Here is a 24,728-nt window from a genome sequence, read left to right as displayed (position 1 = left end):
GGTAACCTATCTTTTTTTGCTATACTGAAAAAAATAGCAGGTTTACACCAGAAACGAGGAATTACGCGTGAAAAAATCGACAACGGCCGTCATAGCGGTCAGTACGTTTGGTTTGGGTCTTGGAGCAGGGGCTGTCGGGATGTTAGCGGCAGGTGGAACGGATTCAGTGGTGACGAGTTCTTCGTCTAACGCAACGGGAGATTGGAAAAAGATTGATCAGGTCAGACAGATGATTTCCCAAAATTATCTCGAGGACGTGACGGATCAGGAGTTGCTCGAAGGGGCACTGACGGGAATGACGGAAGTCCTCGAAGATCCCTATTCCGTCTATATGGACGAATCGGAAACGGCATCGTTCAACACGAATTTGTCGTCTTCATTCGAAGGCATCGGTGCGACGCTCGAACAAAAAGGCGAATCGATTGTCATCGTCTCACCGATCAAGGGATCGCCCGCTGAAAAAGCCGGTATCAAACCGGGGGATATTATTTTAGAAATCGACGGTAAATCAACAAAAGGACAGAAAACGGATCAAGCGGTCAAGAAAATCCGCGGCGAAAAAGGGACGAAAGTCGTCTTGACGATTCAACGCGGCGGACAGGATCCGATGAAGATTTCGATCGTCCGCGATACGATTCCGATTGAAACCGTCTATTCGAAGACGGAAAAAGTTAATGGCAAGACGATTGGTGTCCTGCAGGTGACACAATTCTCGGATCCGACGGCAAAAGAGTTCGAGGAACAACTCGCAGCGCTCGAGGAGAAAAACATTGATGGACTTGTCATCGATGTCAGGGGAAATCCGGGCGGCCTGCTGACGGCCGTCTCGCAAATGATTGCGCCGTTCATTCCGAAAGAGACACCGATTTTCCAGGTAGAGGACAACAAAGGGGAGCGGACGCAGGAATTCGGGAAAGCGGACGAGAAGAAACCTTATAAGCTTGTTGTCCTCGAAGACAGCGGATCGGCCTCGGCTTCGGAAATTCTGGCAGCCGGTCTCAAAGAAGGCGCCGGTGCGGAAGTGGTCGGAACGAAGTCGTTCGGGAAAGGAATCGTCCAAAGTGCCTATGATTTAAAAGACGGCAGTGATTTGAAGCTGACGACGAATAAATGGCTGACTCCGGACGGAAACTGGATTCATAAAAAGGGGGTCAAGCCGACGGTCGAAGTCAAGCAGCCAGATTACTTTAATGTGACGAAGATTCTAACCGATGACAAGACACTTGCGACTGGGGATTACGGCAAAGCCGTCGAAAACGCGCACCTGGTCCTCGAAGCAATCGGCTTCGATCCAAAAGGGCAGGACGGTTACTATGGCGATACGATGAAGCAGGCCGTCGAGCGTCTTCAAAAAGAAGCGAAACTCGAAGTGACCGGTAAAATCGATCAAGTGACGGCGTCCGAAATGGAAACCCGTCTCCTGAAGAAACTGGAAGATGAAAAAAATGATGTTCAGCGCATCAAAGCGCTGGACGTCGCAGCACAATAACTCACAGAAAGAGGTCTGAATGAGCGTGGAATTACTCGATGGATTCGGTTGGACAGTGATTAGTCTCTTCGCTAGTCCAATCTTGTGGTTAGCAGTTCTAGTCAGTTTTTTACTCAGTATGCGACGTATTAAACGCGAACGGAATCTGTTCCGGTCACGCACGCGTAGCAAGCGGACCGATGTCTTCGAAACGCTTATTCCAGGCTTCGTCGTTGGTCTTGTCTTATCCATCATCAGTGTAAGTCTGACATTGACGGTCTCGTCAGAGTTTCTGATCGCCTTCATGGTGTTGACGTTTTTTATTTTGTTGACGGGTATCATCCGATTCAATTTACCGCTCGGACCGCTTGTCATCCTGGCAGGTCTCACCTGGTTCATGACGAGTGACCGGATTGACGGTCTCCGTGATGTCAGCGTCAGCGATTGGATGCTGCTTGCGGCCCTGTCGTTAGGCGCCGAATTGCTGTTGCTGATCTGGCGGGGGAAAAAGAATTTATCGCCTTCGCTCGTCTTATCGAAACGGGGACGTTACATCGGCGGGCTGTCGTCCAACAAACTGTGGCTGATTCCGCTCATCGTCTTCGTGCCGGGAAGCAGTTTCGAAGCCTTGATCCCGCAATGGTCGTTTCCGGAGTTCGTTCCGATTGTCTTGTTCCTGCCGATCGGCTTCAGTTTCCTCTTTACCGGCCAGTTGCCGGACCAGCTGATCCGTCCCCTGATCCAAGGGCGGCTGATTACGTTCTTGTTGTCCGTCGTGCTCGTAGTAGGCGCATTCCTGACCGGACAGGACATCTGGTTGTACGGGTTGCCGGCCCTGCTCATTATTCACCTGATTCTGCATCAGCGGACGAAACGACTTAACCGGTCCCAGACCCCGTTGTTCCTGAACGGTAAACGTGGCGTCGTCATTCTCGGCACATTACCGGAGAAACCGGCTTCCGAGATGGGGCTTGTTCCGGGTGAAGCAATCTATAAAGTCAACGGGGAGTTCGTCGAGTCGGAGAAATCATTTTATGAAGCGATTCAAAAACATAAACCGTACCTGCGTCTCGAAGTCATGAACCATAACGGAGACGTCCGGTTCGCACAGCGGGCCTTTTATGAACAGGATCATCACGATCTCGGGATTTTGTTCGTCAGTGAGCCCGGTAATAAACGGACGAAAATCCGGACGCTTCAGTGATTCAAAATCAAAATCCAGCTCAAAAAACAGTTCAGCCTACGGGCTGGACTTTTTCTTTTGGCGAAAAACGGGTAACTTCTAAGAGGAGCACTTCAAAGTCGAATGTTTGTTCGTAAAGTGGTACAATAAAAATAGATTTTTTGAACTGGATGAGGGGGAAGAATACGATGGATTTTGAGTTAGTATCACCATTTGAACCGGGTGGCGATCAGCCGGAAGCGATTAAAAAATTGATTGCAGGCGTCAAGAAAGGTGAACGCCATCAGACGTTGCTCGGCGCGACAGGGACAGGGAAAACCTTTACCGTCTCGAACGTCATCAAAGAGATTAAGAAGCCGACGCTGGTCTTGGCACACAATAAGACGCTTGCCGGTCAGCTGTATTCGGAGTTCAAAGAGTTCTTCCCAAATAACGCGGTCGAATATTTCGTCAGCTTTTATGATTATTACCAACCGGAAGCCTATGTGCCGTCGACGGATACGTTCATCGAAAAAGATTCATCGATCAACGATGAGATTGACAAGCTGCGTCACTCGGCGACATCTTCCCTGTTCGAACGGGAAGACGTCCTGATTGTCGCGTCGGTGTCGTGTATCTATGGTCTCGGTAATCCGGAAGAGTACAACAACCACGTGCTGTCGTTGCGTGTCGGAAACGAGATGGGACGAAACGAGATGTTGCGTCGTCTGATCGACATTCAATATGAACGAAATGATATCGACTTCCAGCGCGGGCGGTTCCGTGTTCGGGGTGATGTTGTTGAAATCTTCCCGGCGTCCCGCGATGAACAGTGTGTCCGGATCGAATTTTTCGGAGATGAGATTGAACGGATTCGTGATATGGATCCATTGACAGGGGAAATCATTGCCGACCGGGAACACATTTCGATTTTCCCGGCATCCCACTTCGTGACGGGGGATACCCGTCTGCAAAAAGCGATTACGAACATTGAGGCTGAGCTCGAAACGCAACTCGCGAAGATGCGTGAAGACGGCATGTTGCTTGAAGCCCAGCGTCTCGAACAACGGACGAACTACGATCTCGAGATGATGCGTGAAATGGGCTACTGTTCCGGGATTGAAAACTATTCCCGTCACTTGAACTTAATGCCACCGGGCTCGACACCGTATACGCTGATCGACTATTTCCCGAAAGACTTCTTACTCGTTGCCGATGAGTCGCACGTCACATTGCCGCAAATCCGCGGTATGTATAACGGGGACCAGGCGCGGAAACAAGTCCTCGTCGATCACGGTTTCCGTCTGCCGTCGGCGAAGGATAACCGACCTCTCCGGTTCGAGGAGTTCGAAGAGAAGGTCAGCCAAGCGATCTATATCTCGGCGACACCGGGTCCTTACGAAATCGAACATACAAAAGAGATGGTCGAACAGATCATCCGGCCAACCGGACTGGTCGACCCGACGATCGAGATTCATCCGATCACGGGACAAATCGACTACTTGATGGATAACATCCGTGAGCGTGTCGCGAAAAATGAACGGGTTCTCGTGACGACGCTGACGAAAAAAATGTCGGAAGACTTGACGGACTACCTGAAAGAACATGGCGTCAAGGTCAACTATATGCACTCGGAAATCAAGACCCTCGAACGGATTGAAATCATCCGCGATCTGCGGCTCGGCAAATACGATGTCCTTGTCGGGATTAACCTGTTGCGGGAAGGACTTGATATTCCGGAAGTCTCGCTCGTAACGATTCTCGATGCCGATAAAGAAGGATTCCTGCGGTCGGAACGGTCTCTGATTCAGACGATCGGCCGGGCCGCAAGGAACTCGGAGGGACACGTCATTCTCTTTGCCGATAAGATGACCGACTCGATGCAGCGGGCCATTGATGAAACGGAACGGCGGCGCAACATTCAGCTCGCCTTTAATAAAGAACACGGTATTACGCCGAAAACGATTCAAAAAGATGTCCGGGGTGTCATCAGTACGACGATTGAGAATGATGATACCGTCGAAAAACTCGAGAAGTTCAACAAATTGAAAAAACCGGAACGCGAAACATTGCTCGAACAACTCGATCAAGAGATGCGTCAAGCGGCGAAAGATATGCAGTTTGAACGGGCAGCAGAATTGCGTGACCTTATCTTAGAATTGAAAGCAGGTGCCTAAGTTGGCAGAAAAAAAGAACAAGATCATCATCAAGGGCGCTCGCGTCAATAACTTACAAAACATCGATGTTGAAATCCCGCGCGATCAGCTCGTCGTTCTGACGGGCTTATCAGGATCGGGGAAATCATCGCTCGCGTTCGACACGATTTATGCGGAAGGACAACGGCGTTATGTCGAAAGTCTGTCCGCTTACGCCCGTCAGTTTTTAGGTCAGATGGACAAACCGGATGTCGATGCGATTGAAGGACTTAGTCCGGCCATTTCAATCGACCAAAAGACGACGAGTAAAAACCCGCGTTCGACGGTCGGGACGGTCACGGAAATCTATGACTATCTCCGCCTGCTCTATGCACGGATCGGGAAACCAATCTGTCCGAATCACGGCATTGAAATTTCGAGCCAGACGATCAGTCAGATGGTCGACCAAGTGATGGAACTGCCGGAACGCAGCCGTCTGCAAATTCTCGCGCCGATCATTTCCGGACGAAAAGGCGCTCATGTCAAAGTCTTCGAAGATTTGAAAAAAGAAGGTTTCGTCCGCGTCCGTGTCGATGGAGAAACGATTGATTTGACGGATGACATCGAACTCGAGAAAAATAAAAAACACTCGATTGAAGTCGTCGTCGACCGGGTCGTTGTCCGTCCGGACGTCGAAGCCCGCCTCGCCGATTCTCTTGAGACGGCACTCCGTCTTGCCGACGGCCGCGTCATCGTAGATACGATGGATGGGAACGAACTGTTGTTCAGCGAACACCATGCCTGCCCGATCTGCGGCTTCTCCATCGGTGAACTTGAACCAAGGATGTTCTCGTTCAACTCACCGTTTGGTGCCTGTACGTCATGCGACGGTCTCGGAACGAAACTGGAAGTTGATGTCGATCTCGTCGTGCCGCATCCGGATAAATCGCTCAACGAAGGGGCAATCATTGCCTGGGAACCGACCAGTTCACAGTATTATCCGCAGCTATTGGCAGCGGTCTGCAGTCACTTCAACATCGATATGGATACGCCGTTCGAACAGTTGTCGGAAGAACACCGCGATATTGTATTAAATGGTAGCAGTAAGGAAGAGATTCAGTTCCGCTATGAAAATGACTTCGGGATGGTCCGGAATACATCGTTATTTTTTGAAGGCGTCTTGAATAACCTGCAACGCCGCTTCAAAGAGACGTCATCGGACTACATCCGTGAACAGATGGAAGGATATATGGCGAAAAAAGCTTGTCCGACGTGTAAAGGACACCGCTTGAAACGCGAATCACTTGCGGTCAAAGTGTCAGGGATTCACATCGGTGACGTAACGAAGATGTCCGTCAAACAAGCAGTCGTCTGGTTTGAAGAGTTACCAAGTAAATTATCAGAAAAGGATCAGACAATTTCACGGATGATCGTCCGCGAAATTCATGAACGGTCGTCGTTCCTCGAAAACGTTGGTTTGGATTATCTGACAATCTCGCGTGCTGCCGGAACATTATCCGGTGGGGAAGCGCAACGGATTCGTCTTGCGACGCAAATCGGATCGCGTTTGACAGGCGTTCTCTACGTCCTCGATGAACCGTCAATCGGACTCCACCAACGCGATAACGACCGCCTGATCAATACATTGAAGACGATGCGCGATCTCGGGAATACGTTGATTGTCGTCGAACACGATGAAGATACGATGATGGCGGCGGATTACCTGATTGATATCGGACCGGGAGCCGGCGATCACGGCGGATTCGTCACGGCAGCGGGACGTCCGGAAGAATTGATGCAGGATCCGAACTCGTTGACGGGACAATACCTCTCCGGCAAGAAGTTCATTCCGGTGCCGTCTGAACGGAAACAACCGGACGGTCGGGCCTTACGGATTCATAAAGCATCGGAAAACAATTTGAAAAACGTCGATGTCGACATTCCACTTGGTTTGTTCGTTGCCGTGACCGGAGTATCCGGTTCCGGAAAATCGACATTGATCAATGAGATTCTCTACAAGACGATTGCCCATGAGATGAACCGGGCGAAAGAAAAACCGGGCGCGCACAAAGGCATTTCCGGACTCGATCAAATCGATAAAGTCATCGATATCGACCAGTCTCCGATTGGTCGGACACCGCGTTCGAATCCGGCAACCTACACCGGTGTCTTTGACGATATCCGTGATGTCTTTGCGTCGACGAATGAAGCAAAACTCCGCGGTTACAAAAAAGGCCGTTTCAGTTTCAATATCAAAGGCGGACGTTGTGAAGCCTGCCGCGGCGACGGAATCATCAAGATCGAGATGCACTTCCTGCCGGATGTTTACGTGCCGTGTGAAATCTGTCACGGGAAACGCTACAACCGTGAAACCCTGGAAGTGAAATATAAAGGCAAGACGATTGCTGATGTCCTTGAGATGACAGTCGAAGATGCGTTGGAATTCTTTGAAAAGATTCCGAAAATCAGCCGCAAACTGCAGACGATTGCCGACGTTGGTCTGACGTACATGCGTCTCGGACAACCGGCGACGGAACTGTCCGGCGGAGAAGCACAACGGGTCAAGCTGGCATCGGAACTGCATAAACGGTCGACCGGGAAAACGATTTATATTCTCGATGAACCGACGACAGGGCTGCACGTCCACGATATCGCCCGGTTGCTGAAAGTCTTGCAACGACTCGTCGACAACGGAGACACGGTGCTCGTCATCGAACACAACCTGGATGTCATCAAAACAGCCGACTATTTGATCGATCTCGGACCAGAGGGCGGAGACGGTGGCGGGAAGATTGTCGCGACCGGAACACCGGAAGAAATCGCAGCAGTCAAGGAATCCTATACAGGTCATTACCTCGCTCCTGTTCTTGAACGAGACGCTGCCCGAATCGAATCGTGAAACTTTTTTGATTCAGGAATCGTAAAAAGGGAAGTAAGGAAAGTAGAACGAAGTAAATAAGCAAGTCACATCGATTAACGTGTACCAGATCAGAGGAGGGAAATATTGATGAAGCAAGATATGCGCCAACTGATACTTGAACAGGTGAAAGAAGGAAAGCTGACGATTGACGAAGCGCTCGACAAACTCGAACGGCTTGAAGCAATCGATCAGAACCCGTCGTCGGCAAGTCAGCATAAATATGTGGATGAACCGGAACAATACGACCGGGTCGATCATTATACGGTCGATTCTTTGACAACAAAGGTCATGTCAGCTTTTGACGGCCTCGTCAACCGGATCAAAGAGAGTGACTTGTCACTCAACCAAACATCCGGACCGAACGTCACGTACGTCAAACAATTCCCGTTCAGTGGTGAGACGATTCATTTGGATTTATTTAATGCCAATGCCATCGTTGAGCCCGGTGACCTGGAAGAGTGTGAGTTGACCGTTACCGGTCGCCCGCTCCGTCAAGTTAACGAAGAACAGGCACTGGAGCAACTGCAAGCAGCACTTCAGCACTCTGTCTCTGCGAATACGTTATCGATTCGTTTAAAAGATAAACGTGTTCGGGCGACGGTTCATTTGAAGATTCCGCGCCGTCACTATGAATCATTGATCTTGCAGACGTTAAACGGGGAAGTGACGTTATCGTCACTCGATGCGACGTCGGTGCAACTGATGACAGCAAACGGACGGATCCATGTCCGCGACCTGTTCAGTGAAGAAGTGAAGACATCAACAGCCAACGGTTCGATTGAAATCGAAGAATCGGAAATCAAGTCGTTAAAAGCGAAGACAGCCAATGGTCAAATCATCGCAACCGGTGTATTTGAACGGTCTGAGCTGAAGACGGCGAACGGAAACGTCCGGTGTGAACTGAAGACGGTTCAGGATGCGAAGATTCAGGCCTCATCGCTTGCGGGAAGTATCGCCTTGATGTTACCGCATGGTGCGGAAGTCTACGGTGAACTGGAAACGAACTTTGGCGGATTGAACTGTAACCTGGATGAGATGGAATTGATTCGTGATCAAAAAGAAGTCGTCAACCGGAAACTCCACTTCCTGTCAGGTCGTGGACGGACGCCAAAGATTGAAGTCGCTGCCGATACGAAGACGGGTACGATTTCAGTCACACACGGTGTTCATTTGAGCCCTCAAACCCTATAAAGTGATCCCTGCCCCTGAATCAATCGGGAGGCAGGGATTTTTTTGCCGAAAAAAGACGACCCGCTATCAAAGGATAGGGAGTCGCCGAGTCAAAAAGTGATACTCATTAATAATCGTAATCCTGATCCATCATCGGATCGTCAAAATTCATGTTTTCGAAATTGTTCATGTCATAACCAAACGAGAGCAATGCGATGACACCGATGATGCCGAGGACGATCGAAAGAACGATCAATCCGATTCCCATCCAACTCTTCCGGCGTGAGCGGTTCCAATAGAAAATGATAGCCAAAATGTACGAGATAAATGAACCGCTGATAAAGATTCCGATAATCGAGATGATGAAGAACAGTAATGCTGTTTGATCCTGATTGCGCGAGTAAGCTTTCCACATGTCGATCAGTGCGATGATAAGGTAAACAAAGCCGACGATGGCAAGAATACCGAATAAAATCATGATGATGATGAAACCTATGCCACTGCCTGAAGCGTCCATCATAATATCCCTCCTTTTTATGTTATCTGTAATCCATTCCCAAGATCGTCCACTTCTAATCGAATTCCTTGATTTCCGTAAAAATATGGTACAATACTTCAAGTGAAAGGGGCTGATTGAGCGTGCAACCAAAAGTGCGAACAGCTGAAATCGTAAAGCAATTCAATTTAAAAATCGTCACCGGAGAAGAGGGCTTACACCGTCCGATTCTGACGGCTGATCTTTGTCGACCGGGTCTGGTTCTCGCCGGGTATTATGCCTATTATCCAGCAGAACGTCTCCAGATTCTCGGAAAAACGGAATTGACATTTTTCAACAACTTGACGTACGAAGAACAGCTGGAACGGGCGAATGTTCTCTGTACGGATGAAACACCGGGAATTTTGATTACACGTGGTTTTGATGTGCCGGAAGCGATCGTCAAAGCAGCGGACGAAACGAACGTCCCGCTTTTGACGACGAAGGGACATACGACATCGGTCGAATCGCAAATCACGAACTTCCTCGAAGCGGAACTGGCACCAACGACCGCGATGCACGGCGTGCTCGTCGACATATACGGCGTCGGTGTCTTCATCAAAGGGGCAAGCGGCGTCGGGAAATCCGAGACGGCACTTGAACTCGTCAAACGGGGACATCGTTTGGTCGCCGATGATTCGGTTGAGATTCGTCAAACCGGTGACGGAATCCTCGTCGGGACGGCTCCGAAATTGATTCAGCATCTGCTTGAAATCCGCGGAATCGGCATCATCGATGTCATGACGTTATTCGGTGCCGGTGCCGTTCGTTCGCACAAGAAAATCAGCCTCGTCTGTAATTTGGAAATTTGGGATCAGGCGAAAGTCTACGATCGGGTAGGACTGGACCAGGAAACACTGCAAATCATCGATACGGAAATCCCGTTCTTGACGATTCCGGTTCGTCCCGGACGAAACTTAGCCGTCATTATCGAGGTAGCCGCGATGAACTACCGTCTGAAAAATATGGGCATCAACACAGCAGAAGAGTTTGCGGGACGTCTCGCGCAAGCGATTGAAGATGGGAACGGTGGTCTTTGATGGGAACATTAGCGAGTGTCCAACCGACGTTTGATCGGGTAGCCATCGAACTGGGCCCGATTCCGATTTACTGGTACGGGATCGTCATCGCGCTTGGCGCTGTCGTCGGTCTGATGATTGCGATTTTTGAATCCAAACGGATTGGCTTTAACGAAGAGTATGCCGTCGACGTTGTCATCTGGTCGATTCCGATCAGTATCATCTGTGCCCGTATTTATTATGTCGCGTTTGAATGGGATTATTATGGTCAGAATCTTGATCAAATCATCAACATCCGCCAGGGCGGGATTGCGATTCATGGTGCGATCATCGGTGCGATTTTGACCGTTCTGATTTATACGCGCAAGAAAAACATCTCGTTTTGGCAAATTGCTGATATTTTGGCGCCGTCGCTGTTATTCGGACAAGCGGTCGGACGCTGGGGGAACTTCTTTAACCAGGAAGCCCACGGCGGAGAAACGACATGGACATTCCTGCAGGATACGTTGCACTTACCGGACTGGATCGTCAATCAGATGTACATCGACGGTGTCTATTACATTCCGACGTTCTTATATGAAAGTATCTGGAACATAATCGGTGTCATCTTATTGATCGTTTGGCGGATGAAGTTCAACCCGCGCCGCGGTTATGTGTTCCTCGGTTACCTGATTTGGTATTCGATTGGCCGTTTTTACATCGAAGGTTTACGTACGGACAGTTTGATGATGGGAGGCGGACTCCGGACCGCGCAAATCGTCTCGATTTGTTTGATTGTCTTTGGTCTGATCATGCTATTCGTTCGTAAAAATGCTGTCCGTTATTTGGACGGAACAAAACGGGAGGCGAAATGAACCGATGATTCAAACGATTCTATTTGATCTCGACGGGACGTTGATTGATACGAACCCGCTCATTCTAAAAAGTTTTGCCCACACGCTCGATTATTACTATCCGGACCGGACGTTTACGGAAGCGGAACTGCTTCCGTTCATCGGACCGACGCTTGAAAAGTCGTTTTCGGAAATGAATGCGGACCAGTGGAAAGAGATGGTCGCTTTTTACCGGAGTTACAACATCGCGATGCATGATGCGCTTGTCCTCGAGTATCCGGGTGTCCTCGACGGATTACGAAAATTGAAGGAACAAGGTTATAAATTAGCGATCGTCACGTCGAAGAGTCGCCGCGTCGCGTTAAAAGGAATCGAACTGTTTGGATTGACGCATCTGTTTGATGCCATCATCGCAGCAGATGATGTGACGGAAGAGAAACCGGCTGTCGAACCGTTTGAAAAGGCGATGGCGTTACTCGGTTCGACCCGGGAAGAAACGATCATGGTCGGCGATAATGATACGGACATCCACGGCGGGAAAAATGCCGGTCTGAAAACCGTTGCTGTCGGCTGGGCCATTAAAGGACGTGCGTATCTCGAAGCATTGCAGCCGGATTTAATCATTGATTCGATGGAACAGTTAAGTGACTGGATCGAGGCCGAAAATGCCACGGCGGACTGACCGGTATCACGTCGGGGCAACGAACCCGCTTTGGCATATGTACCGGACGGTGTCGTTCTTCAAAGTGATGTGGTGTTTTACGATTATCACGATTGGCCGGTTCTCACCGTCGCTTCGTTTCAAGAACAGCCTCTACCGGACGTGTTTACGGATGAAAATCGGTGACCGGACGGCACTCGCTCTGATGGTCATGCCGGATACGATGTTCCCGGAACGGATTACGATCGGCTCCAATACGATCATCGGATTTAATACGACGATTCTTTGTCACGAATACTTGACGACCGAATACCGGATCGGGAACGTGACGATCGGGAACGATGTGTTGATTGGCGCGAATGTGACGATTCTGCCCGGAGTGACGATCGGGGACGGTGCGATGGTCGGAGCAGGTTCCGTCGTCCACCGGGATATTCTGCCCGGCGAACGGGTCTCGAGTCAGCCGCTCCGCCGGCACGAAATGTGACAAAAATGTGAGAAGGAGGAGAGGACGAGATGAATCAAATCCGCTTTACGTATAAAACAGGAAAGTATTTCGGAAGATTATTTGCCGAACGTCCGCAAGGGTTGGTCGTCGAAGTATTGGCCGTCGAGAAACATCCGATTCAAGGTGATCTGCACAATCCGAATCAGGTCGACGTCCCGCTCTTCCATGTCCGTACTGCCTTACACCCGCACGAAAAAGTGACGGTCGCCCCCGGTGTCGTCTATGCCTATGAAGGTGAGATTCCGAGCTATGCCGAAAGCTTACGCCAGGCATATGACAAGGAAGTCGAACGTTTGAATGGACAAAACCCGGAGACGGATGCTTTCGTACAAAAATGCTTGGAGAATTACAAGGAACTGGAATCGATTTATGCGAAACGCTGGGGATAAACCTCGGCGTTTTTTTCTGTTGCAACGGTTTCCGAGATAGGTTATTCTTGTCTCTGCAACTACGAAACTAGATTTAGATCTATGGGGGCTTGAATCATGATGGAATTAACTGAATACAAAGCAGACCCCTTTGCGATTACAACGCGCCAAGCGGAGCTTTTTTATTTCCGCGGACGGAAGGCGCACCGGGAAGGGCGACTGGAAGAGGCGGTCTATCACCTCGACGAAGCGACAACACTTCAGCCGAGTGACATCCGTTACCTTTTACGTTACGCCCGTGTTTTATTCGAGACAGGCGAAATCAATCATGCAAATGATGTCTTGAAACAAGTGCGGACGCTCGACCAGTCAAATACGGAATCCTTGTTTTATTTAGCGAATAACTACGCGCATGTCTCCTTATATGAAGAGGCGAAAAAGTACGCGCTTGAATATTTATCCAGTGCACCAAACGGGAAACACGCAGAGGCATCGGCCGCGCTCGTGGAATTAATCGATCTCGAACAAGAGATGGAAGATGACGATGAGGATGAATTGATTCGTTTACATGCTCAAGCACAACGTCAAATCGATAAAGGGATGCTCTTTGCGGCGCAGGACACATTGGAGTCGTTGATTGCCCAGTATCCGACATTTTGGCCGGCCTATAACAATCTTGCGATCGTCGAGTTTTACCTCGGTGAAAATGATCGTGCGTTTGCTTCACTCGAACAAGTCCTTGATGGAAATCCGGGAAACCTGCATGCTCTCTGTAACACGCTCGTGTTGTTGCATGAGATGGGACAAGATGAAGAAGCACACCGTTTGTCGAACAAACTCGAACACGTCCGCTCTGTGAATCTTGAGACGCGCTATAAGGTCGCGTCAACGCTTGCGATCATCGGTCGCCACGATTTGGCGTACGAAGAACTGAAGTTACTTGAACGTCGCGGCTACCGGGGAGACCCGTTGTTTGGCCACTGGTTGTCGATTTCAGCATTCAAGACGGGACACATCGAAGAAGCGGCTGCGTTCCTTCAATCAGAAGAAGCGCAAGGCATGCGGGAAGAACGGGAAGCTTACGACATCCGTCATAACCTCCAGTTCCGCTCCGCCTTGATCCAGGCCTTGAAGACGGAAGATGATGTCTCGCGGATTTTTACGGCCTTGTTACTCGGCAAGCTGAACGATGAAGAAGCGAAGCTCGCATTATCGATGATGCCGGAAGTGACGGATCATCCGGACGTTTTATTACTGACCGAACAAATCATTCATGAGATGAACGGGGAGCACGAAGTGATCAATGCTCGGATTCAACGTGCCTTGATGACGATCCGTTTGGCGGAACGTTTTGTTTCGGATGAAGAACGAATGAGCCTCGAAGGTGATTTTTACGAACGATTTGCCCGACTCTTCCTGAGCGGTGAGACGTTTGATTCGGTCGAACAGTCGGCTGCGGCCTTGATCTATCTGTTTCACGATGTCCGCGACGGCATGTTGATTGAAGACTGTGCGTCACTCGTTCATGTTTCATTTGATGATACCGCAGCGACGATCCGTTCCTATCAACGCGTTTTGAACCCGGCCCGTGCAAAGTGTTAGACGTTTGTACGATTCTCACCTATACTCAAATTACAACGAAAATACAGATGGGGTGGAATCATGACAGAAACTGAACAGAAAATTTATGACGTCATCATTATTGGTGCCGGTCCTGCCGGCATGACAGCGGCACTTTACGCATCACGTGCGAACCTTTCGACTTTGATGATTGAACGCGGTATTCCGGGCGGACAGATGGCCAACACGGAAGACATCGAAAACTATCCGGGCTATGACAGCATTCTTGGACCGGATCTTTCACAAAAAATGTTCGACCATTCCAAAGCATTTGGTGCAGAGTATGCGTACGGAGACGTTCGCAGCATCGAAGACGGTCCGGCATTCAAGACCGTTCACGCACACAACAAGGATTACCATGCTCGGGCGATCATTATCGCTTCAGGAGCCCAGTACAAGAAAATCGGTGTGCCGGGCGAGGAAGAACTCGGCGGACGCGGTGTCTCCTACTGTGCGGTCTGTGACGGTGCGTTCTTTAAAGAAAAAGAACTGTTCGTCATCGGTGGCGGTGACTCGGCTGTCGAAGAAGGTGTCTACTTGACACGCTTCGCGAAAAAAGTCACGATTGTTCACCGTCGTGAAGAGTTACGCGCTCAAAAAATTCTTCAAAAACGTGCATTCGACAATCCGAAAATCGATTTCATCTGGAACCATACGGTCAAACAGATCAACGAAGATAACGGAAAAGTCGGCGGCGTGGAATTGATCAATACGAAAACAGCGGAAACGACGACGTATCCGATTGATGGTGTCTTCATCTACATCGGGATGAACCCGATCACAGGATATGTGCAGGATCTCGGCATCTTAAACGATCAAGGATATGTCGTGACGAACGAAGGCATGGAAACGAACATCAAAGGTATTTTTGCAGCCGGCGATGTCCGTGAAAAAACACTTCGTCAAGTCGTCACAGCAACAAACGACGGTTCGATTGCGGCGCAAAACGCGCAACACTATATCGAAGCGTTGCTTGAAGAATTACAGGAATCATCACAAGTCTAATTCAAGATCCAGCTTGGTTGGGAAGCTCTTCCATCAAGCTGGCTCTTTTTTTATGTTATACTGAAACGAGAGTAAAAAATACACACGGAACTGTTGTCTGGAGGGCGAAGAGATGGAACAGAATCAACCGCAACTGGTCATCATTACAGGAATGAGTGGCGCCGGAAAAACGGTCGCAATGAACAGCTTTGAAGACTTAGGCTATTTTTGTGTCGACAATCTACCACCGACGTTATTGCCACAATTGATTGAAGTGATTGGGCAGGTGCGTCCGAAAATCGCCGTTGCCATCGATACACGGGCTCGTGATTTCATTGACAGCTTCTTTGTCGTTTATGAAGATTTGAAAAAAACGAATCTGCAAATCCGGATGTTGTATCTTGATGCCCGCAATGATGTACTCGTCCGCCGGTATAAAGAATCCCGCCGGTCGCATCCGTTGGCGCCGACCGCGTCTCCGTTGATCGGCATCGAACGGGAACGGACATTGCTCGAAGGATTCCGCGATAAAGCCCAGTTGCTGATGGATACGAGTGATATTAAACCGCTCGCCTTAAAGGAACGGATCTTAAAAGAGTTTACCGAAGGGGAACGGATTCCGTTCACCGTCAATGTCATGTCGTTTGGTTTCAAGCACGGTCTGCCGCTCGACGCAGATCTCGTGTTTGACTTACGTTTCCTGCCGAACCCGTTTTACATTCCGGAACTCCGACCGAAGACCGGTCTCGATCTTGAAGTCTCGTCTTATGTCATGCAGTGGCCGGAAGCGAAGCTGTTTTATAAAAAGCTCGTCGACATGCTCGAATTCCTGATTCCCCAGTATGAGCGGGAAGGAAAATCGCAGCTCGTCGTGGCGCTCGGTTGTACCGGTGGAAAACACCGGTCGATTACGTTTGCTGAAGCGATCAGTAAAGAGTTTAAGAACCAATACCATATCGTGACGAATCACCGGGACTATGTCCACGCGAAGGAGGAGAGATAATGAAATGGGAACGAAAAGTCGTCGCTATCGGCGGAGGAACGGGCCTATCGACTCTCTTGCGCGGACTAAAACACTATCCGCTTGATATCACGGCCATCGTTACGGTCGCGGATGACGGCGGAAGCTCGGGCCGCCTGCGGACGGAGTTTAACATGTTACCGCCGGGCGATATCCGGAACGTCATCGTCTCGCTGTCGAAATCGGAAACGTTGATGGACCGGATCATGCAGTACCGTTTTGAGACGGGAGAAGGTCTGCACGGGCACTCACTCGGTAATTTGATGCTGACGGCAGCGACGCAGCTCTGTAACGGCTCCTTCGTCGAAGCGATCGGTGTCATGGGACAACTCTTGAATGCCGAAGGGAAAGTCTATCCGGCGACGGAACGGACGATTACGTTATGCGCCGAGTTTGAAGACGGAACGATCGTCAAAGGGGAATCCCTGATTCCGAAAGTCGGCAAAGTCATCGAGCGGATTTTCCTCGAGGAAGAGGATGTCCGTCCGGTTCCGGAAGCGATTCAGGCGATTCTTGATGCTGATGTCATCGTCCTCGGTCCCGGCAGTCTCTATACGAGTGTCATTCCGAACGTCCTGATTGAGGAAATCCGGGACGCCATCAGTCAATCGCTTGCGCCGGTCGTCTATATTTGTAACGTCATGACGCAACCGGGTGAGACGACAGCCTTTACGGCAAATGATCACTTGAATGTGTTGGAACGATTCCTCGGTAAAGGGGTGATTGATACAATCATCGTCAACAACGAATCGATTGATGTCAGTTATCTGCGGAAGTATCAAAAGGATCATGCCGACATCGTGACCTATGATGAATCAAGCTTTGAAGAAGCAGGAATTGAAGTACTCGCGGACGATATCGTGGATTATAACCATCACTTCATCCGTCATGACTCGGATGCTGTCGCAAGCCTCGTCATGCGGAAAGTTCTATCCATTCGACGCGTGCGTCAATTCGAAGGGAAGGAGGAACTGACGTGAGTTTTGCATCAGAAGTCAAAAAAGAGTTAACGCAAATCGCGATCACCGATCATGAAATGAAGGCGGAACTTGCTGCCTTGGCCCGGATGAATGGAGCAATCTCATTTGGACTGGGACGTGGACTGACACTGGATATCTCGACGGAAAACGCTTCGATTGCCCGCCGTATTTATTCCTTGCTCAAACGCGCCTATGCCGTCCATCTGGATTTACTCGTCCGGAAAAAAATGCGTCTGAAGAAAAATAATGTCTATATCGTCCGCGTCAAACAACAGGCGGATAAGATTTTACAAGACCTTGGTATTTTAGGGGAAGGGTTTACGATGATCCGTTCGATTAGTGATTCGATCGTCAACGACGAACGGCGTGCGCGGGCCTATCTGCGCGGTGCCTTTTTAGCCGGAGGCTCGTTGAACAATCCGGCGACGTCTTCGTACCATCTGGAAATATTCAGTCTGTACGAAGAACATAATGCTGCTTTACGCAGCCTGACGAATCAGTTTGATTTGAATGCAAAAGCGATTGAACGGAAAAAAGGACATATTCTCTACATCAAGGAAAGTGAGAAGATTTCTGATTTTCTTAAGCTCGTCGGAGCAACGTATTCGATGTTACGGTTTGAGGATGTCCGGATTTTAAAAGATATGCGGAATTCGGTCAACCGGCTCGTCAACTGTGAGACGGCGAACCTCAACAAAACCGTCGGGGCGGCGTTACGCCAGGTCGAGAACATTAAGTTTCTCGAACGGACGGTCGGACTTGATGTCTTGCCGGACAAATTAAGAGAAATCGCCATCTTGCGGGTGACACATCAAGACGTAACCTTACAGGAACTCGGTGAGATGGTCGAGAGTGGTTCCATCTCGAAATCCGGGATCAATCATCGATTGCGCAAGATTGATCAAATTGCGGATAAAATCCGAAACGGGGAGTCGATGACCGGGGCTCTTTAGGGAGTAACTTGCGAGATGAACCATAGTCTACTATAATATATAGTCGATGCAACTAAATGTTCGAATTAAGGAGTTTTTGAAATGGCTAATGAGAAAAAACGTATTTCGCTGACAGTTGATGCGAAGTTTGATGAAGTGCTTACGAAAAAAGCGAAAACGATCGGTGTACCAAAAAGTACGCTCGTCGCCTTTGCGACATCGTTGTTCCTGAAACAATTGCAGGCGGAAGAAGAACTTTCACCTCATGCGAACGGAATCTACACATTGATTCGCGAAAACCACGATATCGTATCTGATATCACAGATTTGATCGACTAAAAAATAGGACCTCTGTCCGCGTCTGTTCTGAGAAGAGTGACGCAAAGGACAGTGGTCTTTTTTTGTACACAGGAAAAAAACCGTCCTCGCAATCTGCGAAGACGGTCTGGTGAAAATTACGCACGTTCCATGACGCGGTCGATTAAACCATAGTCAGCGGCTGCTTGAGCAGACATGAAGTTATCGCGCTCTGTATCACGCTCGATGACTTCAAGTGGTTGTCCTGTATTTTCAGCCATGATTTTGTTTAAGTGTTCACGCATTTTGATGATGCGTTCCGCATGGATTTTGATGTCCGATGCTTGACCTTGTGTTCCACCGAGTGGTTGGTGGATCATGATTTCGGCGTTTGGAAGTGCAAAACGTTTTCCTTTAGCGCCGGCTTGAAGCAAGAATGCACCCATTGAAGCAGCCATTCCGATACAGATGGTTGAAACTTGCGGTTTGATGAAGTTCATCGTATCGTAAATCGCCATACCTGCTGTGATTGAGCCACCTGGGCTGTTGATGTAAAGTGAGATTTCTTTATCTGGATCTTCTGCTGCTAGGAAAAGTAACTGGGCAACGACTGAGTTGGCGACGTTGTCGTCAATCGCGCTCCCGAGAAGGATGATGCGGTCTTTGAGCAAACGGGAATAGATATCGTAAGCACGTTCCCCGCGGTTGGTTTGTTCGATGACTGTTGGAATTAACATAGTCTTTGCCTCCTTATGGTTGGTATGTAGCACATATTCGACTTGTCCTTATCATAATCCTTTGGTCAACATTGGTCAAAAGATACGCTGTAGGTTTTATGTATTTTTCCGGAAACAGTGGCTGCTAAACATATCAGTATAGAAAAAAGGCAACACCGTAAACGGCATTGCCTGAAGATTCAAGTATGGTACACCCGGAGAGATTTGAACTCCCGACACCTGGTACCGGAAACCAGTGCTCTATCCCCTGAGCTACGGGTGCATGTAATTACTGAACAATTAATAGTATACCGACATTTTTTCAGAAAAGCAATACTAGATTTTCAAGTTTGCTGATTTTTTGTCAAAACGTAAGAGACGATTGAATGAAGGTCCATCCTATATAATAGAAGCAGAATCTATTTTAATCGGGAAAGGGAGGGGAACGGATGGAACAGAGACAGGAACAAGCACAACGTCTCGTGATGTCAGCCGCTCAGTTGTTTCAATTGGCGGTGCTGGAAGAGACGCGGGCAGAACTCGAGGAACGATTGTACCGAATCATCCGTCGTGCTACTCGGACTGAACATAATGGAAGAAAAATGATTCCGCCGGATTTAGCGCAGGTTGCAGACCGGATTGACTCATTTGAAGCGGAACTTCTTCAGCAAATACGTTTAGAATCGGTCAGACAGGAAATAGGATATATGGCGGAACAACTCATCCTGTACTTAGACGCGGATGGATTACTCAGAACGACCGATGCACGATTAGCAGTTTTGCTTGACTGTGAGGAGTCGACAATCAAGCAGGCACGACAACTGCTTCAGCAATGTGAACCGACCGGAATCGCGGCACGCTCGGAAGCGGAGTGTCGCCTGTTGCATGCCATGGAGCTTGAGGAAGACCGTTTGATTGATTTGGTCGCTGATCTGTCAGACGGGCAATCTCTTACAAACGTCTTGGAAAAGATTAATGACGGGACAGAGCGGAAACAAATGAAGCTACGGATTGAACGGTTACCGAAAACCCCACTCTTACCGACATCGACCACGATGACGATCCCGGAAGCCGATGTCGAGTGGGTCGACGGTCAGGTGCAAGTCAATTGGTATAGCTTAACACTTGATACGTCGTGGACGGATCTTGAGGAAGCAACACCTTTTTTGAGCGCCTATGAACGACGACGCAAAACCTTGCATTCGATTCTGGACGTTATCATTGCGCGGCAAATCCGTTGGTTCAAAGGGGAACTTCATTTAGAACCGTTGACGAAAAAAGAAGTCGCCGAACAAACGGGATACCATCCTTCGACGATTGGTCGGGCGATTGCCAACAAAACGATCCGGACGGTTCAGGGAACCCTTGAGCTTGAGAATTTTTTTGTATCGAAGACGAAAAGCGGCACATCGAGCTTTTTAATCAAGGCCCGAATCGCACAATTGATTCAGGAAGCGACCTCGCCGTTGTCGGATCAACAGATCGTCAACCGTCTCGACCTGGAAGGCATCCGGGTCGCAAGACGGACAGTCGCGAAGTATCGGGCGGGTCTGCACTTGACCCGGTCCGACATGACGAAACGACGAGAGGCGAATGAATGATGCCATCAAAAGAACACACGACCTTAACACTGTATTCACGTCCCGGATGTACGCTATGTGAGGAAGCCGCCTTCTTACTTGATTTCGTACTCGATGAATTTCCGGATTGGACGTTCGAAGAAATGAACATTGAAGAAGATGCTGCGCTCAGTCTCCGTTTTTTATATGAAATTCCTGTCGTCATGCATCAGTCTGAAATTTGGAGTTATGGCAAATTTGAGACAGAGGCGATAAGAAACCGCTTACTTGAAAAAAGTTAAAGGGCGAGGCTTGAATCCTTGTACGAGGGCTGTTATGATGAGGATGTACCAAGTGGGACAAGATATGACACGCGGGACGTAAAGTGTCCAGCAACTTGAGAGGAGCGGGAATACATGATTCGGCAGTTAGTACAGATCCAAAAACGAATCGTGCCTGATCTGATCGAAGAAATGCAGACACGTTACGACATACTTCATTATGTCCGGCTCATGCAGCCGATTGGCCGGCGGACCCTGGCAACAAGCCTCGGCTTGACGGAACGGGTATTACGCCGGGAAGTGGACTTCCTGAAAGAGCAGGGATTGCTCGAAGTGGCGACACAAGGAATGTCTTTGACGGATGAAGGGCGGATCGTCTTACGAAGTATGCACAGCGTGATGGCAGAACTGGCCGGTATTTCTGACATGGCGAAAGCCTTACAGGAAAAACTGGGTGTCCGGGATGTCGTCATCGTACCAGGGGATTCGGATCAAACCTTCTGGGTGCAACGCGATATGGGACGTGCGACGGTCGCACGCTTGAAACGGGAACTTTCTTCAGAAGTACACAACACGATTGCAGTCACAGGAGGTACGACGATGGCTTCCGTCGCGGCGATGATGTCGCCCGATAAGGAAAACCGTCCGATGACGTTCGTGCCGGCACGTGGCGGCTTAGGCGAAACCCTTGAATTGCAAGCGAATACGGTCTGCTCACGGATGGCATCCCGTGCACAAAGTGATTATCACTTATTGCACATACCAGACATGGTCAGTAAGGAAACGTTTGTGAAGATGGTGGAAGAGCCAAGCATTAAAAATGTGTTACAAATGATTAAAGATGCCTCAATCGTGGTACATGGAATTGGTGAGGCAAAAACGATGGCAAAACGTCGTCGCGCTTCGACCGAGTTACTGGAACAGCTTGAACAGGAACATGCGGTAGCGGAAGCATTTGGTTATTACTTCGATCGGGACGGAAAAATCGTGCACCGGGTGAAGACAGTTGGTCTTCAACTCGACGACTTAAAACAAGTCGAACACGTCATCGTCGTCGCCGGAGGACATTCTAAAGCAGAAGCAATCAATGCGTATGTCAAACAGTCCCCGGACATCATCCTGATTACGGATGAAGGGGCAGCAACAACGATTTTGAAAGGGTAGCCCCCTTTTGAATAATAGATAACTCGCTTTACATTAAAAGGAGGAAAATTATCATGGCAGTAAAAGTTGGTATTAATGGATTTGGACGTATCGGACGTTTGGCACTTCGTCAAATTCTTCAGTTTGACGGAATCGAAGTAGTCGCAATCAATGACCTTACAGACACTAAAATGCTTGCACACCTCTTGAAATATGATACGACTCAAGGTCGTTTCGACGGAGAAGTTGAAGTACACGACGGTTACTTCCTCGTCAACGGTAAAGAAATCAAAACACTTGCTAACCGCAACCCAGAAGAACTCCCATGGGGCGAGCTCGGTGTTGACATCGTTCTCGAATGTACTGGTTTCTTCACAGACAAAGAAAAAGCTGAGCTTCACTTGAAAGCTGGAGCTAAGAAAGTTGTTATCTCAGCACCTGCTACTGGCGACATGAAAACAGTTGTCTTCAACACGAACCACGAAATTCTTGACGGAACTGAAACAGTTATCTCTGGTGCTTCATGTACTACGAACTGTCTCGCGCCTATGGCTAAAGTTCTTCAAGATCAGTACGGAATCGTTCAAGGTCTCATGACAACGATCCACGCTTACACTGGCGACCAAAACACACTCGACGCTCCACACCCTAAAGGTGACTTCCGTCGTGCACGTGCAGCGGCAGCTAACATCGTTCCTAACTCAACTGGTGCTGCTAAAGCAATCGGTCTTGTTCTTCCAGAACTTCAAGGTAAACTTGATGGCGCAGCACAACGTGTACCAGTTGCTACAGGTTCACTCACTGAGCTCACAACAGTTCTCGAGAAGAAAGTAACAGTTGAAGAAGTTAACGCGGCAATGAAAGCAGCAGCTAACGAATCTTACGGTTACACTGAAGACGAAATCGTTTCTTCTGACATCGTTGGTATCTCTTACGGATCACTCTTCGATGCAACACAAACGAAAGTCGTTACAGTCGGCGACAAACAACTCGTTAAAACAGTTGCTTGGTATGACAACGAAATGTCTTACACTAGCCAGCTCATTCGCACACTCAAACACTTCGCAGAAATCGCTAAGTAATTCGAGCAATTAAATAGCAATTGAATAAGAGCGGAAACGATACAGTCTCCGCTCTTATTGCGGAAAAAAGTCTGGAGGGGCGCATCAGCCCCTCACTATACGTATGAGACGGAGGACGAATGTATGAATAAGAAATCAATTCGCGATATCGATGTAAAAGGAAAACGCGTGTTTACACGTGTGGACTTCAACGTACCGCTAGAAGACGGCAAAATCACAGATGATACACGGATCCGTGCTGCCCTTCCGACAATCAAACACTTGGTTGACGGTGGAGCGAAAGTCATCCTCGCAAGCCATATGGGACGTCCAAAAGGCGAGAAAAACCCTGAGTTCTCACTTGCACCAGTCGTAGCACGCCTTAGCGAACTGCTTGGTAAGGACATCAAGCTCGTTGAAGAAGCATACGGTCCGGTCGCTGAAGAAGCGGTCAGCAAGCTTGAAGAAGGAGACGTCATCGTTCTTGAAAACGTTCGTTTCTACCCAGGCGAAACGAAAAACGATCCTGAACTCGCAGAAGGTTTTGCGAAACTTGCAGACGTTTTCGTCAACGACGCATTTGGTGCAGCGCACCGTGCGCACGCTTCTACAGAAGGAATCGCACACCATGTCGAGACAGCTGTAGCAGGATTGTTGATCGAAAAAGAACTTCAGGTTCTCGGTAAAGCCCTCTCAAACCCGGATCGTCCGTTTACAGCGATCATCGGTGGTTCGAAAGTCGCGGACAAAATCGGCGTCATCGATCACTTGCTTGATATCGTCGATACGTTGATCATCGGCGGAGGATTATCTTATACATTCCTTAAAGCTCAAGGTTATGAAGTCGGTACGTCACTTCTTGAAGTTGACAAAATCGAACAGGCGAAGGAATTCATGAAAAAAGCAGAAGATAAAGGCGTTAAATTCTTGATGCCGGTCGACTGTGTCATCACGAAGGAATTCGGCGAAGAAACATACGTCGGACCACGCGATATCGACAGTATCCCAGCGGATCATATGTCACTCGATATCGGTCCGAAAACAATCGAACTGTATGCAGAAGCAATCAAGGATTCGAAACTCGTTGTCTGGAACGGACCAATGGGTGTGTTCGAACTTGATAAATATGCAAACGGAACAAAAGGTGTCGCTCAAGCATTAGCGGACAGCGATGCATACTCGATCATCGGTGGTGGAGATTCTGCTGCAGCGGCTGAGAAATTCGGTCTTGCAGATAAAATGAGTCACATTTCTACTGGTGGCGGCGCAAGCCTCGAGTTCATGGAAGGTAAAGCTCTTCCAGGTGTCGAAGCGCTTAACGACAAGTAATCTAAAGTTCACAAGGGAGTGTTTTC

Annotated in this window: 23 protein-coding genes and 1 tRNA gene; 21 read left to right on the top strand and 3 right to left on the bottom strand. The window is 48.9% G+C overall.

The window, feature by feature from the left end; all coding sequences use genetic code 11:
- The first annotated feature begins 67 nt into the window (after window positions 1-67).
- The 5 genes from ACP26N_RS12910 (at window position 68) to ACP26N_RS12890 (ending at window position 8,876) form a co-directional block, all read left to right on the top strand.
- The gene (locus ACP26N_RS12910; protein ID WP_426353999.1) at window positions 68-1,489 is read left to right on the top strand and encodes a S41 family peptidase; all 1,422 of its coding nucleotides are present in this window, start codon (window positions 68-70) and stop codon (window positions 1,487-1,489) included.
- A 19-nt stretch (window positions 1,490-1,508) separates the two neighbouring features.
- Window positions 1,509-2,672, top strand: coding sequence for a PDZ domain-containing protein (locus tag ACP26N_RS12905; RefSeq protein ID WP_426353997.1), 1,164 nt, complete (start codon window positions 1,509-1,511; stop codon window positions 2,670-2,672).
- A 167-nt stretch (window positions 2,673-2,839) separates the two neighbouring features.
- Window positions 2,840-4,807 (top strand): excinuclease ABC subunit UvrB, encoded by a 1,968-nt coding sequence (gene uvrB / locus ACP26N_RS12900; protein WP_370528945.1) that lies wholly within the window; start codon window positions 2,840-2,842, stop codon window positions 4,805-4,807.
- Between the two features lies 1 nt (window position 4,808).
- Window positions 4,809-7,664 (top strand): excinuclease ABC subunit UvrA, encoded by a 2,856-nt coding sequence (gene uvrA, locus ACP26N_RS12895; RefSeq protein ID WP_131502199.1) that lies wholly within the window; start codon window positions 4,809-4,811, stop codon window positions 7,662-7,664.
- Between the two features lie 108 nt (window positions 7,665-7,772).
- The gene (locus ACP26N_RS12890) at window positions 7,773-8,876 is read left to right on the top strand and encodes a DUF4097 family beta strand repeat-containing protein (protein ID WP_131972311.1); all 1,104 of its coding nucleotides are present in this window, start codon (window positions 7,773-7,775) and stop codon (window positions 8,874-8,876) included.
- A gap of 106 nt (window positions 8,877-8,982) precedes the next feature.
- Here ACP26N_RS12890 and ACP26N_RS12885 read toward each other — a convergent pair whose 3' ends face one another.
- Entirely contained in the window at window positions 8,983-9,375 is a 393-nt protein-coding gene (locus ACP26N_RS12885) for a hypothetical protein (RefSeq protein WP_131502197.1), read from the bottom strand.
- A 119-nt stretch (window positions 9,376-9,494) separates the two neighbouring features.
- Between ACP26N_RS12885 and hprK the strand changes: the two genes are divergently transcribed.
- The 11 genes from hprK (at window position 9,495) to ACP26N_RS12830 (ending at window position 18,655) form a co-directional block, all read left to right on the top strand.
- Window positions 9,495-10,430, top strand: a complete 936-nt coding sequence (gene hprK, locus ACP26N_RS12880; protein WP_012371278.1) for an HPr(Ser) kinase/phosphatase — start codon at window positions 9,495-9,497, stop codon at window positions 10,428-10,430.
- Entirely contained in the window at window positions 10,430-11,263 is an 834-nt protein-coding gene (lgt, locus tag ACP26N_RS12875; protein ID WP_131502196.1) for a prolipoprotein diacylglyceryl transferase, read from the top strand. Before hprK ends, lgt begins: the two co-directional genes overlap by 1 nt.
- A 4-nt stretch (window positions 11,264-11,267) precedes the next feature.
- Window positions 11,268-11,924, top strand: coding sequence for a pyrophosphatase PpaX (ppaX, locus tag ACP26N_RS12870; protein WP_188004672.1), 657 nt, complete (start codon window positions 11,268-11,270; stop codon window positions 11,922-11,924).
- Entirely contained in the window at window positions 11,908-12,390 is a 483-nt protein-coding gene (locus tag ACP26N_RS12865) for an acyltransferase (RefSeq protein ID WP_188004671.1), read from the top strand. Before ppaX ends, ACP26N_RS12865 begins: the two co-directional genes overlap by 17 nt.
- Before the next feature lie 29 nt (window positions 12,391-12,419).
- Window positions 12,420-12,800: a sporulation phosphorelay system protein KapB gene (gene kapB / locus ACP26N_RS12860; RefSeq protein WP_131972313.1), complete on the top strand. Its 381-nt coding sequence runs from the start codon at window positions 12,420-12,422 to the stop codon at window positions 12,798-12,800.
- Between the two features lie 96 nt (window positions 12,801-12,896).
- Window positions 12,897-14,381 (top strand): tetratricopeptide repeat protein, encoded by a 1,485-nt coding sequence (locus ACP26N_RS12855; RefSeq protein WP_131502192.1) that lies wholly within the window; start codon window positions 12,897-12,899, stop codon window positions 14,379-14,381.
- Window positions 14,382-14,441: 60 nt separating this feature from the next.
- Entirely contained in the window at window positions 14,442-15,404 is a 963-nt protein-coding gene (gene trxB / locus ACP26N_RS12850) for a thioredoxin-disulfide reductase (protein ID WP_131502191.1), read from the top strand.
- Between the two features lie 112 nt (window positions 15,405-15,516).
- A complete protein-coding gene (gene rapZ / locus ACP26N_RS12845) occupies window positions 15,517-16,386 on the top strand; it encodes an RNase adapter RapZ (protein WP_131502190.1) in 870 nt (289 codons plus the stop codon).
- The gene (locus ACP26N_RS12840; protein ID WP_114595117.1) at window positions 16,386-17,384 is read left to right on the top strand and encodes a gluconeogenesis factor YvcK family protein; all 999 of its coding nucleotides are present in this window, start codon (window positions 16,386-16,388) and stop codon (window positions 17,382-17,384) included. The genes rapZ and ACP26N_RS12840 overlap by 1 nt, the downstream gene beginning before the upstream one ends.
- The gene (gene whiA / locus ACP26N_RS12835; RefSeq protein WP_131502189.1) at window positions 17,381-18,337 is read left to right on the top strand and encodes a DNA-binding protein WhiA; all 957 of its coding nucleotides are present in this window, start codon (window positions 17,381-17,383) and stop codon (window positions 18,335-18,337) included. Before ACP26N_RS12840 ends, whiA begins: the two co-directional genes overlap by 4 nt.
- Window positions 18,338-18,418: 81 nt before the next feature.
- Complete coding sequence (locus tag ACP26N_RS12830) at window positions 18,419-18,655, top strand: hypothetical protein (RefSeq protein ID WP_012371268.1); 237 nt, start codon at window positions 18,419-18,421, stop codon at window positions 18,653-18,655.
- Between the two features lie 116 nt (window positions 18,656-18,771).
- Here ACP26N_RS12830 and clpP read toward each other — a convergent pair whose 3' ends face one another.
- Together clpP and ACP26N_RS12820 are read right to left on the bottom strand one after the other, a co-directional pair.
- The gene (clpP, locus tag ACP26N_RS12825; RefSeq protein ID WP_255412930.1) at window positions 18,772-19,383 is read right to left on the bottom strand and encodes an ATP-dependent Clp endopeptidase proteolytic subunit ClpP; all 612 of its coding nucleotides are present in this window, start codon (window positions 19,381-19,383) and stop codon (window positions 18,772-18,774) included.
- Between the two features lie 153 nt (window positions 19,384-19,536).
- A tRNA-Arg gene (locus ACP26N_RS12820) sits at window positions 19,537-19,612 on the bottom strand.
- A 166-nt stretch (window positions 19,613-19,778) separates the two neighbouring features.
- On the opposite strand from ACP26N_RS12820, the gene ACP26N_RS12815 reads away from it, so the two are divergent.
- The 5 genes from ACP26N_RS12815 to ACP26N_RS12795 all read left to right on the top strand — a co-directional run bounded on the left by ACP26N_RS12815 (window position 19,779) and on the right by ACP26N_RS12795 (window position 24,702).
- Complete coding sequence (locus ACP26N_RS12815; RefSeq protein WP_426353993.1) at window positions 19,779-20,930, top strand: RNA polymerase subunit sigma-54; 1,152 nt, start codon at window positions 19,779-19,781, stop codon at window positions 20,928-20,930.
- On the top strand, window positions 20,927-21,190 hold the full coding sequence (locus ACP26N_RS12810; protein WP_188004668.1) for a glutaredoxin family protein: 264 nt from the start codon (window positions 20,927-20,929) through the stop codon (window positions 21,188-21,190). The genes ACP26N_RS12815 and ACP26N_RS12810 overlap by 4 nt, the downstream gene beginning before the upstream one ends.
- Window positions 21,191-21,304: 114 nt before the next feature.
- Window positions 21,305-22,333 carry a sugar-binding transcriptional regulator gene (locus ACP26N_RS12805; RefSeq protein ID WP_131502186.1) on the top strand — a complete coding sequence of 343 codons (1,029 nt, stop codon included), beginning with the start codon at window positions 21,305-21,307 and terminating at the stop codon, window positions 22,331-22,333.
- Between the two features lie 53 nt (window positions 22,334-22,386).
- Window positions 22,387-23,394, top strand: coding sequence for a type I glyceraldehyde-3-phosphate dehydrogenase (gap, locus tag ACP26N_RS12800; protein WP_188004667.1), 1,008 nt, complete (start codon window positions 22,387-22,389; stop codon window positions 23,392-23,394).
- Window positions 23,395-23,517: 123 nt separating this feature from the next.
- Window positions 23,518-24,702, top strand: a complete 1,185-nt coding sequence (locus ACP26N_RS12795) for a phosphoglycerate kinase (protein WP_131502185.1) — start codon at window positions 23,518-23,520, stop codon at window positions 24,700-24,702.
- Window positions 24,703-24,728: the final 26 nt, after the last annotated feature.

Origin of the sequence: Exiguobacterium sp. R-39, assembly GCF_049942815.1 — a bacterium.
In the GTDB taxonomy this organism is placed as follows: domain Bacteria; phylum Bacillota; class Bacilli; order Exiguobacteriales; family Exiguobacteriaceae; genus Exiguobacterium_A.
This window is presented reverse-complemented; position numbering and strand designations above follow the sequence as displayed.